The 15,036-nt window shown below is 61.1% G+C and carries 15 protein-coding genes; 9 read left to right on the top strand and 6 right to left on the bottom strand.

Going from position 1 to position 15,036, the window contains the following annotated elements; all coding sequences use genetic code 11:
- The 4 genes from B0B52_RS22660 (at position 1) to B0B52_RS04960 (ending at position 4,218) form a co-directional block, all read left to right on the top strand.
- Positions 1-882, top strand: coding sequence for a class I SAM-dependent methyltransferase (locus B0B52_RS22660; protein WP_254425643.1), 882 nt, complete (start codon positions 1-3; stop codon positions 880-882).
- A 116-nt stretch (positions 883-998) separates the two neighbouring features.
- The gene (locus B0B52_RS04970; protein WP_139351816.1) at positions 999-1,925 is read left to right on the top strand and encodes a hypothetical protein; all 927 of its coding nucleotides are present in this window, start codon (positions 999-1,001) and stop codon (positions 1,923-1,925) included.
- Positions 1,915-2,949: an alpha/beta fold hydrolase gene (locus B0B52_RS04965; RefSeq protein ID WP_139351815.1), complete on the top strand. Its 1,035-nt coding sequence runs from the start codon at positions 1,915-1,917 to the stop codon at positions 2,947-2,949. Before B0B52_RS04970 ends, B0B52_RS04965 begins: the two co-directional genes overlap by 11 nt.
- Before the next feature lie 174 nt (positions 2,950-3,123).
- On the top strand, positions 3,124-4,218 hold the full coding sequence (locus B0B52_RS04960; RefSeq protein ID WP_077592505.1) for a zinc ribbon domain-containing protein: 1,095 nt from the start codon (positions 3,124-3,126) through the stop codon (positions 4,216-4,218).
- On the opposite strand, the gene B0B52_RS04955 is transcribed toward B0B52_RS04960, so the two are convergent.
- A complete protein-coding gene (locus B0B52_RS04955) occupies positions 4,215-5,219 on the bottom strand; it encodes an aldo/keto reductase (RefSeq protein WP_077592504.1) in 1,005 nt (334 codons plus the stop codon). The two genes, B0B52_RS04960 and B0B52_RS04955, sit on opposite strands and share 4 nt — an antisense overlap.
- Before the next feature lie 225 nt (positions 5,220-5,444).
- On the opposite strand from B0B52_RS04955, the gene B0B52_RS04950 reads away from it, so the two are divergent.
- A complete protein-coding gene (locus B0B52_RS04950) occupies positions 5,445-5,903 on the top strand; it encodes a hypothetical protein (RefSeq protein WP_254425642.1) in 459 nt (152 codons plus the stop codon).
- An 8-nt stretch (positions 5,904-5,911) separates the two neighbouring features.
- On the opposite strand, the gene B0B52_RS04945 is transcribed toward B0B52_RS04950, so the two are convergent.
- The 3 genes from B0B52_RS04945 to queA form a co-directional block, all read right to left on the bottom strand.
- Positions 5,912-6,709 carry a distant relative of cell wall-associated hydrolase gene (locus B0B52_RS04945; protein ID WP_077592502.1) on the bottom strand — a complete coding sequence of 266 codons (798 nt, stop codon included), beginning with the start codon at positions 6,707-6,709 and terminating at the stop codon, positions 5,912-5,914.
- A gap of 75 nt (positions 6,710-6,784) precedes the next feature.
- Positions 6,785-7,936, bottom strand: a complete 1,152-nt coding sequence (gene tgt, locus B0B52_RS04940) for a tRNA guanosine(34) transglycosylase Tgt (RefSeq protein WP_077592501.1) — start codon at positions 7,934-7,936, stop codon at positions 6,785-6,787.
- 12 nt (positions 7,937-7,948) lie between these two features.
- Positions 7,949-8,998: a tRNA preQ1(34) S-adenosylmethionine ribosyltransferase-isomerase QueA gene (queA, locus tag B0B52_RS04935; RefSeq protein WP_077592500.1), complete on the bottom strand. Its 1,050-nt coding sequence runs from the start codon at positions 8,996-8,998 to the stop codon at positions 7,949-7,951.
- A gap of 17 nt (positions 8,999-9,015) precedes the next feature.
- On the opposite strand from queA, the gene recG reads away from it, so the two are divergent.
- Complete coding sequence (recG, locus tag B0B52_RS04930) at positions 9,016-11,130, top strand: ATP-dependent DNA helicase RecG (RefSeq protein ID WP_077592499.1); 2,115 nt, start codon at positions 9,016-9,018, stop codon at positions 11,128-11,130.
- Between the two features lie 43 nt (positions 11,131-11,173).
- On the opposite strand, the gene B0B52_RS04925 is transcribed toward recG, so the two are convergent.
- Positions 11,174-11,479: a helix-hairpin-helix domain-containing protein gene (locus B0B52_RS04925; protein WP_077592498.1), complete on the bottom strand. Its 306-nt coding sequence runs from the start codon at positions 11,477-11,479 to the stop codon at positions 11,174-11,176.
- Positions 11,480-11,615: 136 nt separating this feature from the next.
- Between B0B52_RS04925 and B0B52_RS04920 the strand changes: the two genes are divergently transcribed.
- From B0B52_RS04920 to ubiA, 3 genes are all read left to right on the top strand, one after another.
- Positions 11,616-12,590, top strand: a complete 975-nt coding sequence (locus tag B0B52_RS04920; protein ID WP_077592594.1) for a hydrogen peroxide-inducible genes activator — start codon at positions 11,616-11,618, stop codon at positions 12,588-12,590.
- 116 nt (positions 12,591-12,706) lie between these two features.
- Positions 12,707-13,225 (top strand): Dps family protein, encoded by a 519-nt coding sequence (locus B0B52_RS04915; RefSeq protein ID WP_077592497.1) that lies wholly within the window; start codon positions 12,707-12,709, stop codon positions 13,223-13,225.
- Positions 13,226-13,251: 26 nt separating this feature from the next.
- Entirely contained in the window at positions 13,252-14,115 is an 864-nt protein-coding gene (gene ubiA / locus B0B52_RS04910; protein ID WP_077592496.1) for a 4-hydroxybenzoate octaprenyltransferase, read from the top strand.
- A gap of 83 nt (positions 14,116-14,198) precedes the next feature.
- On the opposite strand, the gene proC is transcribed toward ubiA, so the two are convergent.
- Positions 14,199-15,035, bottom strand: coding sequence for a pyrroline-5-carboxylate reductase (gene proC / locus B0B52_RS04905; RefSeq protein WP_077592495.1), 837 nt, complete (start codon positions 15,033-15,035; stop codon positions 14,199-14,201).
- Between the last annotated feature and the right edge of the window lies 1 nt (position 15,036).

Here is a 15,036-nt window from a genome sequence, read left to right as displayed (position 1 = left end):
ATGAACAACGCCAAACCTCACTCCGAATTCAAGGCTGTTTTTTCCGACGTTCGTTGGCATGATGGCTTTTACAAATTCCTGCAGAATATTTATCGGCTTTATCCCGAAGACCGTTTCCATACCCTGATCAAAACCACGTCGGCCGAACTGGACAACGACGAGGCCATCTACCGCAGGCTCCAGCGTGAACTTTCAAAGATAAAACCTTGGCTGGCTGAACTGACACATGCCCTGCCTTCGCTCTTTAAACAGAAGAAGGAAATGGCCGACCAGACCCTGCGCCTGATTGGAGAGAAGACGCGCATTGAAGGTTATATCGAGATTGGATCGACGGGCCGCTACATCAGCGAGTTACGTAAACGCGTGGAAGTGGCCGGGCCTATCACCTTGATTAATGAATTTGCGCCGACAAACTCCCCGGTCGATATTGCGGAACGCGGCGGTTTTCTGAAAATCGGCAGTTTTATGCCGTTGAACGATTACAACCCCTTGCCTGCCTCGTTGCCCGATGCCAGCGTGGAGTTGGTGACCTGCTACATCGGCCTGCATCACTGTCCGCTGGACAAGCTGGACAGCTTTGTCGCCTCGATCGTGAGGGTGCTCAAACCGGGCGGCATGTTCATCCTGCGCGACCATGATGTAACGACACCGGCTATGCACACCTTTGTGTCGCTCGTGCACACCGTCTTCAATGCTGGTCTGAACGAAGACTGGGAAACCAATCAGCGCGAGTTGCGCCATTTTCGGCCTATCGCGGAATGGGTCGCGTATCTGGGTGCGCGTGGGTTGCTGGACAAAGGACAGCGCGAACTGCAAGCGCATGACCCTTCTGACAACGTGTTGCTTGCATTCACCAAGACCCTTGCGGGGGAGGCGGCATGATGCGGTGTATCCGAACGCTCGGCGCCATCAGTGCACTGGTCGTAGGGATTGGCCTTGCTACCGCTGTCGTTTCCGCAACTGCCAAGTCCGTGGCGGGCCCCGAGCATGTGCGCGGCGTGGAACAGACGCTGCTGACTTACCCTGAATGGTTCCTGGTGTTCAGTCCGTACGAGTACGGTGAATTTATCGGTGTGAGTGCGCCAAGTCGTTTTCCGTACTATGGTCACGTCGGCCAATTCTGGGAAAGCTACAGGGCAGTGTTCGACGAGACGCGACGGCGTGGCTTGGACCTTAATCCTGGCTACCACCTCATGATCATGGTGATTGGCACCAGCACGACGGTGGAATACGCCATAAAGTCTGCGTATGAAACCCTGGTCGGGCGCCTTGCCGAGTCGACGGCCGATCGGTCAACGCCGGAAGACAGGCATGCCGCTGCCGTGGCGCAGGACTATGTGCGTTTTATCCGCGTGCAGCCTTGGTACGAGTACGATTTTGGCAATGCTCTGTCGGACCTCTGGCGACGCCTTCCTGCGACCGGCCCCGACATGGTCCGCAAATGGGAGCGCCGGTTTGCCTTGACGACCGAATATATAGTCAAGATGGGCTATGCCAAGCTCATCAAACTTGGCACCAAATCAATTTACGATGCGCCGCTGCCTGTGACAGCTGTTGTCGTTCGGCCGCAGCCTGGCGCGAACAGGGGCTTGCCAGAATTGAAGGTGCTGTCGACACTGCAAGATAGCGCTGCGCTGATTACCATCCCGCGCTACGAAGCTTTCATGACCTATGCCCAATCATTAGCCGGTCAGGGCATCAATTTCAGTGAGATTGCGGGCAACGACTCGTTCATCCTGGTTAGCGTGCTTGCGCCTCGCAGCTGGAAACCTCAAGGTCCGGCCGAGCCCTTGTTGGTGCAGCCCATTCTCACGCAGCCAGGTATTCAGCGTGTTGTGATGATGGTGCCTGTGAGCCGGCTCGCCGACGCGCTGCGTCAGTGGGCCGAGGAAAAACTGCAGGTGGAGCACATCTTTGACTACTGATTCAAAAGCAGGGCGACGAGTGCGCCCATGGTCGATTGTGGCCTTGCGTATTCTCGGCATCACTTTGCTGGGCGTGCTACTGGTCGTAATGCTGTCCTGGGTTCGCATGTTGTGGGTCGAGGACCGAAGCCCGAGTCAGGCTGCGCCGACCCAGGGGCGGTGGGTGCGCGCGCACGACGTGGATCTTTACGTGCAGGAGTTCGGTGATCCTGCCGCGCCGCTACTGATCCTGACACATGGAACCGGCGCCTGGAGCGGCACCTGGGACCAGAACGTGCAAGCGATGGCCAAGGCCGGGTACCGCGTCATTGCCGTCGATTTGCCGCCTTTTGGCTTTAGCACACGGCCGGCTATGCGTGACTACAGTCGAAGTGGGCAAGCGCGCCGTATTATTGGACTTATCGAGGCGCTGAAGCGCGGTCCAGTTACGCTGCTCGGTCATTCCTATGGCGGCGGACCAGCCGCTGAAGCCGCCATGATGCGACCGGACCTCGTGGGCCACCTTATTCTGGTCGACGCGGCGATCGGGCTGAGGGAGTCCACAGAGGCGATGGAGCGAGGTGGCGCGGTGGCCGGCCTGATCGGTATCCGTCCCCTGCGTACGGCGTTGATCGCTACCGTCGGGACTCAGCCCTTGTTCAGTGAATTCTGGCTGCGGAAATTTGTAGCGCGCAAGGAAGTGGTCACTTCTTCGCGGACGGCAATCTATCGCAAGCCTTTTGTGCTGGACGGCTTCACGGCCGGCTTGGGTGACTGGGCCGTGGAGTTTGCAGGTGAGAGCGGTGCTTCGTTGAGCGAGCATCCCGAAGGTTTCAGAAAGCTCGGCATGCCGGTTACCTTGCTGTGGGGTGCTGAGGACACAATCACGCCGTTGTCTCAAGCACAGATGCTGGGCCACCTCCTGCAGCACCCTAAATTGGTGATATTGCCTGGTGTCGGCCATATCCCCCAGATCGAGGATGTGACCCTGTTCAACGAGCGTATCGCTGAAGTGCTTAAGCATGGACAGAGTGCGCGTCGATAACGCGGTGATTATCGGGTCGCGCGGCTTGCTAAACCGGGCTGGCCTGAGCGGGGGGACATTCCGTCGGCGCAGATACCGTCCGATGCTTTGCGGGCGCGGGTATAGACTTTGTTGATGGCCTGAAAGTGTCGAGATTGAATCCTTAGTCGCCTGTGCCAATCTTAGGAGGACCTTATGAGCAAATCCCTTCGCCTGTCTGAAAAATGGTTCCAGCGCGGCCTGTGGCTGGTCGCGTTTGTGTTTGCAGGTTTCCTCATTGGCCTTGGCAGTACGGTTGTGGGTGATCTGCCGCAAGTCGAAAGAAGCCTCACCCTCGATGACTTCATCGAGCAGCCTGCTGCGACCCAGCTGCGCGAGAAGCTCAAGCTTGCAGAACGCCAGGGCCGCGATGCGCAGGAAGCGCTGGAGCAGGCCAAGCTCAAGCAGCGGGTGGCGCAGGCTAATTCTCGTTCGGCGAGCGAGACTTTCAACAACTGGCTGGCAACGCGGCGGGCGACCGAGCGGGCCGAACAGGACCCCGAGCTGGTCGAGCGCACCCGCGCGCTGGACAGCCTGAAGGCGGCCGAGCGGCAGGCACTGGCCAGCATGGAAGCCGAGCAGCAAAAAGCACTTGACGCCAGCCAGGGTGCCACCCGCACCCGCGACCGGCTCAATGAGCTCCAGCGCGATGCACAGGACAAATGGCAAAGCGCAAGGCGGGCCCAGGAGTTGCGCGTGTTTCTGTACCGCCTGGCCCTGACCCTGCCGCTGCTGGCGGCGGCCGGCTGGCTGTTTGCCAAAAAGCGCAAAAGTACCTATTGGCCGTTTGTCTGGGGGTTTGTCTTCTTCGCGCTGTTCGCATTTTTCGTCGAGCTGGTGCCCTACTTGCCCAGTTACGGTGGTTATGTACGCTACATCGTCGGCATTCTTATCACAGTGCTGGTCGGGCGGCAGGCCATTGTTTCGCTGAACCGTTACCTGGAAAAGCAGAAACTGGTCGAGCAGTTGCCAGATGCACAGCGCCGCGAAGAGCTCAGCTACGATACGGCGCTCACGCGCCTGTCAAAGGGCGTATGCCCCGGCTGCGAACGAGCGGTGGATCTGAAAAACACGGAGATCGACTTTTGCCCGCATTGCGGCATCGGCCTGTTTGACCATTGCCAGCAATGCACCAAACGCAAGAGTGCGTTTGCCAAGTTCTGCCACGCCTGCGGTGCCGATGGAAAGCGGCCGAGGCTGCTGCCCGACACGGCAGCAGCCAGACCAGCCGGAGAGAACGGCATGGCTTAGGTCACCGGACGGCCAAAAAAAAGATAGCTCGGATCGTTGTAACCGTGACTCGATGCATGGCCTGGCACAACCAGCTCGTTGACGAAGGCTTCGTCATCGCTGTTAAGTACCAGGTCGGTTGCGCCGTAAACGTCTTCCAGGTGCGATAGCAGGCGTGGCCCCGCGATGACCGAGCTGACCAGTGGATTGGCCAGCACCCACGCGGCGGCAAACTGCCCAGGCACCCAGCCCTTGGCTTCACAGCGCGCCTTGATCTTCTGTGCAATCACCAGCGACTCTTCGCGAAATTCTGTTTCCAGGATGCGCTTGTCGCCGCTGCCGGCACGTGTGCCCTCGGCCGGCGGCTGGCCGGGCGGGTACTTGCCGGTGAGCACGCCGCGCGCTAGCGGGCTGTAAGGCACCACACCTAAGCCGTAGTGGCTGCAGGCAGGGAGAATTTCTACCTCCGGGCCGCGGTTGAGCAGGTTGTAATAAGGCTGGCACACCACCGGCTGTGGAACGCCGGCCTTCTCGCACAGGCGCACGATCTCCGCGATGCGCCAGCCGCGGAAGTTCGATAGGCCGAAACTCCGGATCTTGCCTGCACGAATCAGGTCGCCTACAGCGCGAATTGCTTCGTCGAGATTTTCGTCATGGAAGTCGCGGTGCAGGTAGAGGATGTCCAGGTAGTCGGTGTCCAGCCGCGCGAGGATGGCGTCGGTCTGCTGCATGATCCAGCGCCGGGAGTAGTGGCCGTCGTTGATACCTTCACCCGCCTTGTTGCCGAGCTTGCTGGCCAGCACCCAGTGCGAACGCTGACCCGCCAGCAGTTTGCCCAGCAGTGTTTCCGATGCGCCTTCGTTGTAGACGTCGGCGGTGTCGATGAAGTTGATGCCATGTTCTTTCGCTGACGCAACGATGCGTGCCGCTTCTTTGTCAGGCGTCTGCTGGCCAAACATCATGGTGCCCAGGCACAGGGTAGAGACCTTGAGATTGCTGTTTCCCAGGCGGCGGTAGTGCATCTTGCTTTCCTTAGGGTGAATAACGGGTGGCTGCTGATCGAGCGTACCAAAGCCCAAGTGTTGCTGCTTGTTGAGGAGAAGGTATGAAGTACCGAAATTTAATACTGTTGGTTCATAAATAAAGTACCTGCATCATTCTGAGCGACTTTCGAAATCCGGGCGGGCACATTCTCCTCACAAGCATTTGCTTGGGCCTCTGGGTAATTTATGAGTTCATATCGGTCGATGTTTTCTTTCTCCCGTGCGAAGCGCGGCCTGGCTTTTGCCAGCGTTGTGGTTGGTGCAGTGGCGTTGACAGGTTGTTATGTGGTGCCGGTGCATCCGGCTGGTTCGCACTCTCCTGCATCAACGGTTTATGTAACGCCAGCACCTCCGGCAAGCATGACCTTTGCAGCGCGGCTTTATCCCGCGAATGACTTGGCTTCTGCCTATGGCATGGTTAATGCCGTGGTGACCAATGACCTGAACGGGCGCGGCACCTTCAGTACCACCATCAATGGTGAAAGTTTCACGGGCGAGGCCACGCGTTTGGCTACGTCGTCTTCGCGCGAAGGCGTGGCCAACGGTGCGGGTAACCGCGGGAGCTACATCAACTGCAGATACCAGATGAACTCTGCCACCTTGGGTACAGGGCAGTGCAAGCTGTCCAATGGTGCCTTGTTCACCATGCACGTGGGCAGTTGATTCCCAGCTTACCGCTGCATTTGATCCGCAGCCACAATTTCGGGGGCTGACTTGAGGTGCCCCACATATTGCAGCGGTTTGTGAATCCTGACGGAGGGCACATCGCCCTCCCGCATATGGAGCAGGTCACCGGGGTTGATCAGGCGCGGATCAGCGTCGGTGAGCGGCAAACCTGCGCTGCGGTAGGCCTCCAGCACAAATTGCGAACAGAAAAACTGGTCATTGCGTCCAAGCCCGAGCTGTACGGCCGCAATACCGCGAATGCAAAAGTCGCGCACCAGCGAAGGCATCAATGGAAGCTCGCACATGCGCCGCTCCAATGCAAAGGGGGCTTGCAGCATAACGCCCAGGTAGTTGTACTTTCTACCGTCATGGCGTGCCGCAAACTGGTTGATTCTGTCCGCCTGCTCCAGCGTGATATCTGGATGCCGAAACGCAACAATGGTGGCTTCCTCTTTCATCAACGCGGCGATGCTACGGCGACGAATGCCTGCACCTACGGCCTCTGCAACCTGTTCATTTCCCATATAGACCGCGGCGTGGCTGACAGGCGAGAACGTGGCCAGCCGGATGCCCACCGAGTTCAGGCCGTTTTCTGCCGTGAGAATGATGTCGCCCGGTCGCAGGGAGTCTGCCTCTACCAGTTGTCCGCCATTGCGAGGGTTGAGCGCCTTGTTCTGAAAACTCAAGGAGGGCAGGCCACCGGTCTCGTGAGGCTTCAGGTCTGTCGCACATCCCGGCAGGGCGATGATCCCCAACGTCGCCAGGGCTGCAAGAATGAATCCGCGCAGGAACAACCGATTCATAACTTTCCTGTCACAGAGTTGATGGCATTGCGCGACATTCTCGCGCATAAACAGCCTTGACCTTGCATTGATCGTTCAGATTCCGCGCTGGCGGTCAGTGCGAAACCTGACGGCGAACTCTCCAAATCGCCCGGCATCCAGCGCATCGCGCACTTCCTGCATCAGGTTCAGGTAGTAATGCAGGTTATGGATGCTGCTGAGCATGGGGCCCAGCATCTCGCCGCAGCGGTCCAGGTGGTGCATGTAGGCCCGGGAGAAATTTTTGCAGGTGTAGCAGCTGCAGGTCGCATCGACCGGTTGGTCGTCGGTCTTGTAGCGCGCGTTGCGGATCTTGAGGTCGCCAAAACGCGTGAACATGTGGCCATTGCGCGCATTGCGCGTCGGCATGACGCAGTCGAACATGTCGACGCCTGCGCTCACGCCTTCAACCAGGTCTTCCGGCGTGCCCACACCCATCAGGTAACGCGGCTTGTTCGCCGGCAGGCGGTGCGGCGTGTGCGCCATGATGCGTTGCATTTCCTCCTTGGGCTCACCGACGCTGACGCCGCCAACGGCGTAACCGGGAAAGTTCATCTCGACCAGCGCGTCGAGCGATTCTTGTCGCAGGTTTTCAAACATGCCGCCCTGCACGATGCCGAACAACGCGTTGGGATTTTCCAGCCGGGTGAATTCTTTTTCGCAGCGTTCGGCCCAGCGCCGGCTCAGCTCCATGGAAAAGCGCGCCTCGGCCTCGGTGGTGATGTGACCTTTGGTGTCGTAAGGCGTGCATTCGTCGAACTGCATGACGATGTCGCTGTTCAGCACGGTCTGGATCTGCATCGAGATTTCCGGCGTCAGGAACAGCTTGTCGCCGTTGACGGGCGACGCGAACTTCACGCCTTCTTCCGAAATCTTGCGCATCTCGCCGAGCGACCAGACCTGGAAGCCGCCGCTGTCGGTGAGGATGGGCTTGTTCCAGCTTTCAAACTTGTGCAGGCCGCCGAACTGCTGCATCACGTCCAGCCCCGGACGCATCCACAGGTGGAAGGTGTTGCCCAGAATGATCTGGGCACCCATGTCGTGCAGCGATTGCGGCATCACGCCCTTGACCGTGCCGTAGGTACCCACAGGCATGAAGATGGGGGTCTGCACCACACCGTGGTTCAGGGTGAGGGTGCCGCGGCGGGCGAAGGAGCCCAGGTAGGCGCCTTCGGCGGGGTCGGTTTTCAGGACTTCAAAATTCAGCATGGAGCAATTGTCTCAGGGCGTGGTTCGTTGCAGCAGCATGGCGTCGCCGTAGCTGAAAAAGCGGTAACGCTGGGTGATGGCGTGGCGGTACAGCGCCATGATGTGCTCGTAGCCGGCAAAGGCGCTGACCAGCATCATCAGAGTGCTTTTGGGCAGATGGAAATTGGTCAGCAGCAGGTCCACCACCTGGAACTCGAAGCCCGGTGTGATGAAAATGTTGGTGTCGCGGCAGGCGGGGCCGAACTTTGCCGCCGATTCAAGCGCGCGCACGCTGGTGGTACCGACAGCGACGACGCGGCCGCCGCGCGCCTTGCAATCCCTGATCGCCTGCAGCGTGGTTTCCGGCACTTCAAAACGTTCGAAATGCATGACGTGATCGGCGATGTTCTCGGCTTTAACCGGCTGGAAGGTTCCGGCACCGACGTGCAGGGTCACGCTGGCGCGCCGGATGCCGCGTGCTTCGAGCTGGGCCAGCACCGCGTTATCGAAATGCAGCGCAGCCGTCGGCGCGGCCACTGCACCGGGGTTTTTGGCAAACACGGTCTGGTAGCGGCGCTCATCGTCGGCGGAATCGCTGTGGGTGATGTAAGGCGGCAACGGCACATGGCCATGGCTTTCCATCAGGGTGTAGGGGTCGCTGCTCAGGGCAAAGCGGTAAAGCGGCCCGTCTTCGTTAGGCCAGCGGCCCAGCAGCGTAGCTGTGAAGCCGCCGTCCATCTGCATCACGGCGCCGGGCAGCGGCTTCTTGCTGACCTTCATGTGCGCGGCCACCTCATGGCCGGCATCCGGCGAAAGCGAGAGCACCCGCTCGATCAGCAGCTCCAGCCGCCCGCCGCTGCTTTTCTGCCCGAACAGACGGGCCTTGACGACTTTGGTGTCGTTGAGCACCAGCAGGTCGCCCGGCTGGAGCAGATCCGGCAACTCCGTAAACCGCCGATCCACAGGGGCGGCGCCGCGGCCGTCCAGCAGACGCGAGGCGCTGCGCTCGGCGGTCGGGTGCTGGGCGATCAATTCGTCGGGGAGCGTGAAATCAAAATCACTGAGGCTGAAATGCGTCTTCATGAAGGCACAATTGTCCCATGTCGCCCCCAGCTGCTTCTCCACTCAAGGCGCTGCCGGCTGGCGCTGGAAGCGCCACGGTGGCCAAATCGCTGCCGCAGAAGGCGCTTGAGAAACTGGGCCTGCGGCGCGACATCGACCTGGCGCTGCACTTGCCGCTGCGTTACGAGGACGAAACCCGCATCACCCGGCTGGCCGATGCGCGTGATGGCGACATGGTGCAAATTGAAGCGCAGGTCACGCACAGCGAGGTGGCCTTCCGTCCGCGCCGGCAATTGCGTGTGATGGTGGACGATGGCAGCGGCACCTGCGTGCTGCGCTTCATCAATTTTTACCCGGCGCACCAGAAAACCCTGAGTGTGGGGGCACGCGTGCGGGTGCGCGGCGAAATCCGCGGTGGCTTTGTCAGCCGTGAAATGGTGCACCCCAGTTTCCGCGCCGCCGGCGGCGAGCTTGCGACCGCGCTGACGCCGGTTTACCCCACGGTGGCCGGCTTGCCGCAGGCTTACCTGCGCAAGGCCGTGCTCGGCGGCTTGGGTCGGGCTGACCTTGCGGAAACCATTCCCAAGGAATTTTTAAGCAAAAACCTGCCCCAGCCCTTATCCAGCCTGCGCGAGGCGCTACAGTTTTTGCATAACCCGACGCCGGATGTGGCGCTCGCCACGCTGGAAGACCGCAGCCACCCGGCTTGGCAGCGGCTGAAGGCGGAAGAATTGCTGGCCCAGCAGCTCTCGCAGCTGCAGGCGCGCCGGGTGCGAGCCGCCATGCGCGCGCCCGCGCTGAGGGCGCCTGTGCACGGGCCTCAATGCACGCTGCAGGAGCAGTTGCTGGAGCGCCTGCCTTTTCGTCTGACGGCGGCGCAGCAGCGGGTTGGTGCAGAGATCGCGGCCGATTTGCAGAAAAGCCTGCCCATGCACCGCCTGTTGCAGGGCGATGTCGGCTCCGGCAAGACCGTGGTGGCGGCGCTGGCCGCGGCGCGCTGCATGGACGCCGGTTGGCAGTGCGCTTTGATGGCGCCCACCGAAATCCTGGCCGAGCAGCACTTTCGCAAGCTGATCGGCTGGCTCGAACCGCTGGGTATCCAGACCGCCTGGCTGACGGGCAGCCAGAAGGCGAAGGAGCGGCGCGAGGCCTTGGCCATGATCGAAAGCGGCGCCGCCGGCCTGGTGGTGGGCACCCACGCGGTGATCCAGGACAAGGTGATCTTCAAGAACCTGGCGCTCGCCATCATTGACGAACAGCATCGTTTTGGCGTTGCCCAGCGGCTGGCCCTGCGCAGCAAGATGAGCGAGGGCGGGGAAGAGCCGCACTTGCTGATGATGACGGCGACACCGATCCCGCGCACGCTGGCCATGAGTTATTACGCCGACCTCGATGTTTCGACGATCGACGAGCTGCCGCCCGGCCGCACACCCATCGTCACCAAGGTGGTCAGCGAGGCGCGGCGCGACGAGGTGGTGGAACGCATCCGCAGCCAGCTCGCAGAAGGCCGGCAGGTCTATTGGGTCTGTCCGCTGATTGAAGAGAGTGAATCGGTCGACTTGATCAATGCAACCCAGACGCACGAAGCCCTGACAGCCGCGCTGTCAGGCACGAAGGTCGGCCTGCTGCACTCGCGCATGCCGCCGGCTGAAAAAAAGGCAGTGATGGCCTTGTTCACCAGCGGCCAGCTTGGTGTGCTGGTCAGCACCACGGTGATCGAGGTCGGTGTGGACGTGCCCAATGCGTCGTTGATGGTGATCGAGCACGCCGAGCGTTTCGGCCTGAGCCAGCTGCACCAGCTGCGCGGCCGGGTCGGACGCGGCGCGGCAGCTTCGGCTTGTGTGCTGCTTTATTCGACCGGGGATGCGCCGCGCCTTGGTGAAACCGCGCGGGCCCGGCTCAAGGCCATGGTCGAGACGCAGGACGGCTTCGAGATTGCCCGCCGCGACCTGGAAATTCGGGGCCCGGGCGAGTTCCTGGGCGCACGCCAGTCCGGCGCGCCGCTGTTGCGTTTTGCCGACCTGGCAACCGATACGGAGCTGCTGGCCTGGGCGCGGGCGCTGGCGCCCGTGATGCTGGACAAATACCCCGACCTGGCGCATCGGCATATTCTGCGATGGCTGGGTGGGAAGGCCGAATTCCTGAAGGCGTGAAGCGGAAAATCAGGTTGATGCAGTCCCAAGGCGGCTCAGTCACTTAGCAGCTTTCGCCGTTGACTCGCATTCCTTGCTCCGAGAGTTTTTCCAGGTTGAACGCGCCCAGGCTCCGGACCCGAAAACCCAGGTCGCTGCAATTGGTGAACCGGCGCTTGGTCCGTTGCTCGACCATTTCAGCTGCTACTTTCGGGCCGAGACCCGCGAATTCAGCGATTCGCGTTTCTCCAGCCGTATTGACTTCCATGGAGTAGGCGGGGAAGGGGAGAAGGGGCTTCGGCTGCCCGGCGCAGCCACTTAGCAGCGCGACCAAGGCGAGGCTAAAAGAAAAGGCGATGGATCGGTTCATGGGTACCCCGGATAAGGTTCAGGCCAAAGCGAAATTGCTTTTCGCAGCCGATTTTGACATGACGATGGTGCGGCGGCCTATTGCTGGCCAGCGGGTTGTCATAGAGGGTTCGGTGGAAAAGCAGCACAATAAGCCCATGACGCTGACTGAACTTAAATACATCGTAGCCGTCGCCCGGGAAAAGCACTTCGGCAAGGGCGCCGAAGCCTGCCATGTGTCGCAGCCCACCCTGAGCGTGGCGATCAAGAAGCTGGAAGAAGAGCTGCAGGTCAAGCTGTTCGAGCGCAACGCCAACGAGATCACGGTAACGCCGCTGGGCGAAGAAATCGTGCGCCAGGCGCAAAGCGTGCTGGAGCAGGCCGACAGCATTCGCGAGATTGCCAAGCGCGGCAAGGACCCGCTGGCCGGGGCGCTGCGTCTCGGTGTCATCTACACCATTGGCCCTTATTTGCTGCCGGACCTGGTGCGCCAGGCGATCGCGCACACGCCGCAGATGCCGCTGATGCTGCAGGAAAACTTCACCGTCAAGCTGCTGGAAGAGCTGCGTACCGGCGAAATCGACTGTGCCATCCTGGCGGAGCCCTTTCCCGACACCAACCTGGCGATTGCGCCGCTGTACGACGAGCCCTTCATGGCGGCGGTGCCCAGCACCCATCCGCTGGCGGCGCGCAGCAACATCACCGCCGAAGAGCTGAAAAAAGAAACCATGCTTCTGCTCGGCACCGGGCACTGCTTTCGCGACCATGTGTTGGAGGTGTGCCCCGAGTTCGCGCGGTTTTCAAGCAATGCCGAGGGCATACGCAAGAGCTTTGAAGGATCGTCGCTGGAGACCATCAAACACATGGTGGCGGCCGGCATGGGCGTGACGCTGGTGCCGCGCTTGAGCGTGCCCAAGGACGCGCTGGGGCCGAAGCCCGTCAAGGCCAGGGCTAAAGGAAAAGAGGCGGCCGAGCTGGCGTCCTACATCACCTACCTGCCCTTCGAAGGCCATGTGCCGACGCGGCGCGTGGTGCTGGCCTGGCGCCGCAGCTTCACGCGGTATGAAGCCATCGCCGCCTTGCGCAATGCGATTTACGCCTGCGAGTTGCCGGGCGTGACACGCCTCTCCTGATCGGCGGTTTCCTCGGCGTTTCATGATGCCTATCAAGGCGATACAGTTTGGCTGTTGCCTTGGGTGTTCCGATTGCTTAGAGTGAAGTTCAAAACACTTTGAATAAAGGACACACCATGGCCAAAACACCCACCAAGGCTTCCGCCGGCCGCACGGGCGTTCCGCCCATCAACATCGGCATCGGCGAAAAAGACCGTGCCGCCATTGCCCAGGGCCTGAGCCGCCTGCTGGCAGACACCTACACGCTTTACCTGACCACGCACAACTTCCACTGGAACGTGACAGGGCCGATGTTCAACACGCTGCATGCCATGTTCATGACGCAGTACACCGAGCTGTGGGCTGCCGTCGACCCGGTGGCCGAGCGCATCCGCTCGCTGGGCCATCCGGCGCCGGGCTCTTACGCCCAGTTCGGCAAGCTGGCTTCGGTGCCCGATGTGCCCACGACGCCGCCCAAGGCGCTGGAAATGGTGCGCATCCTGGTGAAAGGCCATGAAGCCGTTGCACGCACGGCGCGTGAGCTGTTTCCGGTGGCCGACAAGGCCGATGACCAGCCAACCGCCGATTTGCTGACCCAGCGCCTGACGGTGCACGAACAGACCGCCTGGATGCTGCGTTCGCTGCTGGAAGAGTGAGTCCGCGCAGCCATTAACATCGCTGCGTGACAAATAAATTAAACCTTTACCTGCAACTGATCCGGTGGGACCGCCCCGCGGGCTGGTTGCTGCTGCTCTGGCCCACGCTGTCAGCGCTCTGGATTGCTTCACACGGTTTCCCTGGTTGGCATTTACTCACGGTCTTCACGCTGGGCACCATCCTGATGCGCAGCGCCGGTTGCTGTTTCAACGACGTGGCCGACCGCGAGTTCGATCGCCATGTCAAACGCACCGCCCAGCGGCCGGTAACGAGCGGCGCGGTGTCCGTCAAGGAGGCGCTGATCCTGGGTGCGGTGCTGGCGTTGCTGGCTTTCGGCCTGGTGCTCACCACCAACACCGCCGCCACTCTGTGGTCATTTGCTGCACTGGCCGTCGCCTTGATCTACCCGTATGCCAAGCGCTTTGTGTCCATGCCGCAGGCGGTGCTGGGCGTGGCCTTCAGCTTTGGCATTCCCATGGCTTTTGCGGCCGTGCAGTCGCGTGTGCCGTCGCTGGCCTGGCTGCTGCTGCTGGGCAATCTGTTCTGGGTGATTGCCTACGACACCGAGTACGCCATGGTGGACCGCGACGATGACCTCAGGATCGGCATGAAAACCTCGGCCATCACGCTGGGCCGTTTCGACGTGGCTGCCGTCATGGCCAGTTACCTGGTTTACTTGTCGATTTGGGCCTGGGCCCTTGTGGCGACTCCACAGCCCGCTATTTATTTCGTAGCTATTGGCGTGGCGCTGGCGCAGGCCGTGTGGCATGGCTGGCTGATCCGCAAGCGCGGGCGTGACAACTGCTTCAAGGCTTTCCGCCTGAACCACTGGCTGGGTTTCGCCGTGTTCGCGGGCATTGCGCTGTCTTACGCGCTGGCTGGTGCGTAAACGTCTGCCGGCAATTAGCTATCAAAATAGTAGCTGGTGACGCCCATGCAATAGGGGCTGGGGACTGATTTGACTCAAATAACTCAGGCTGCACCAAACTCGTCGCCGAGTTCCGCGGCGCGCCGCCGGGCGGCGTGCATGGCGCGCATGAACTGCAGCTTGATGTCGTCCTGCTCCATGGAAGTCAATGCGGCGTAGGTCGTGCCGCCCTTTGACGTGACCCGGGCGCGCAGGATTTCCGGCGGCTCGTCCGACGAGCGTGCCAGTTCTGCCGCGCCGACAAAAGTGCCCACCGCCAGCTTGTGGGCCTGATCGCGGCTGAGCCCCATGTCCACACCGGCCTGCACCATGGCTTCAATGAAATAGAACACATAGGCCGGGCCGGACCCCGAAAGGGCGGTCACGGCATCGAGGTGTTTTTCATCGTCCAGCCAGACAAAGTCGCCGGTGGTCTGGATCACGCGCTCCACGGCCAGGCGGTCATCGGGGCTGACGGCGGGTCGCGCGAACAGGGCTGTGATGCCTTTTCCGATCAGCGCCGGCGTGTTTGGCATCGAGCGCACCACACGCTGGGTGTCCAGCCAGTGCGCGATGCTGTCCGAGCGGATGCCGGCCGCGACGCTCAGGTGCAAGGCGGTTTTGGTATGAAAGCGGGTGAGCAGGGCCGCGTCCTTGAAGGTTTGCGGCTTGACGGCCCAGACCACCAATGTCGCGCTGGCCAGTGATTCACCGGGGTTTTCGTTCACCTGCACGCCAAACTGTTTCCTGAGCCTGGCCCGCTGTTCCTTCCAGGGCTCCACCACCTGGATCTGGCTGGCGGGCTGGCCGCGCTTGAGCAGGCCGCCAATGATGGCGCTGGCCATGTTGCCGCCGCCGATGAAGGCAATGGCGCTTGTGTCTGTGGGAAGGGGAGAAGTCATG

The sequence above is a fragment of the Polaromonas sp. A23 genome (assembly GCF_002001015.1).
GTDB lineage: Bacteria > Pseudomonadota > Gammaproteobacteria > Burkholderiales > Burkholderiaceae_C > Polaromonas.
Note: the sequence above shows the minus strand (reverse complement) of the source record. Positions and strands in the feature narration are given on the sequence as shown.

What these genes read in the sequence shown, in the direction of transcription:
- B0B52_RS22660 (WP_254425643.1), top strand. Translation starts at nt 1, where the DNA reads ATGAACAACGCCAAACCTCACTCCGAATTCAAGGCTGTTTTTTCCGAC.
- B0B52_RS04960 (WP_077592505.1), top strand. Translation starts at nt 3,124, where the DNA reads ATGAGCAAATCCCTTCGCCTGTCTGAAAAATGGTTCCAGCGCGGCCTG.
- B0B52_RS04955 (WP_077592504.1), bottom strand. Translation starts at nt 5,219, where the DNA reads ATGCACTACCGCCGCCTGGGAAACAGCAATCTCAAGGTCTCTACCCTG.
- B0B52_RS04950 (WP_254425642.1), top strand. Translation starts at nt 5,445, where the DNA reads ATGTTTTCTTTCTCCCGTGCGAAGCGCGGCCTGGCTTTTGCCAGCGTT.
- B0B52_RS04945 (WP_077592502.1), bottom strand. Translation starts at nt 6,709, where the DNA reads ATGAATCGGTTGTTCCTGCGCGGATTCATTCTTGCAGCCCTGGCGACG.
- tgt (WP_077592501.1), bottom strand. Translation starts at nt 7,936, where the DNA reads ATGCTGAATTTTGAAGTCCTGAAAACCGACCCCGCCGAAGGCGCCTAC.
- queA (WP_077592500.1), bottom strand. Translation starts at nt 8,998, where the DNA reads ATGAAGACGCATTTCAGCCTCAGTGATTTTGATTTCACGCTCCCCGAC.
- recG (WP_077592499.1), top strand. Translation starts at nt 9,016, where the DNA reads ATGTCGCCCCCAGCTGCTTCTCCACTCAAGGCGCTGCCGGCTGGCGCT.
- B0B52_RS04925 (WP_077592498.1), bottom strand. Translation starts at nt 11,479, where the DNA reads ATGAACCGATCCATCGCCTTTTCTTTTAGCCTCGCCTTGGTCGCGCTG.
- B0B52_RS04920 (WP_077592594.1), top strand. Translation starts at nt 11,616, where the DNA reads ATGACGCTGACTGAACTTAAATACATCGTAGCCGTCGCCCGGGAAAAG.
- B0B52_RS04915 (WP_077592497.1), top strand. Translation starts at nt 12,707, where the DNA reads ATGGCCAAAACACCCACCAAGGCTTCCGCCGGCCGCACGGGCGTTCCG.
- proC (WP_077592495.1), bottom strand. Translation starts at nt 15,035, where the DNA reads ATGACTTCTCCCCTTCCCACAGACACAAGCGCCATTGCCTTCATCGGC.